General features: G+C 68.5%; 1 pseudogene. It reads right to left on the reverse strand.

Going from position 1 to position 314, the window contains the following annotated elements:
* Positions 1–271: pseudogene (locus tag ADL01_RS42560) on the reverse strand (ATP-binding protein); the annotation flags it as partial.
* Between the last annotated feature and the right edge of the window lie 43 nt (positions 272–314).

A 314-nucleotide genomic window follows, 5' to 3' on the forward strand; every position in this document is an offset into this window, starting at 1 on the left:
CGCCGGCTTCGCTGACTCTGCGTCCCACAAGGGAGTTGACGAGGGTCGACTTGCCGGCCGAGGGGGACCCCCGGACCACCGCGAGCAGGGGCGCTTCGGGTTCGTTCAAGCGGGGCACCAAGGAGCCGGCGGGCTGCGCGAGCAGTTCGTCGCGGGTGTCAGGCGCGCATGGGGACCCCGCCGGGGGCAGCGGGACGCGTGCGGCGGCGACACGGTCGCGGCGGGCAGAGAGTTCCTCGAGCAGCCTAGGGCGCACGTCCCACGTCACCACATGTGAAAAATGCCGCATTTTTGGGGAAATTTTGAGCATATAG

This window comes from Streptomyces sp. NRRL WC-3618 (assembly GCF_001280005.1).
In the GTDB taxonomy this organism is placed as follows: Bacteria; Actinomycetota; Actinomycetes; order Streptomycetales; family Streptomycetaceae; genus Streptomyces.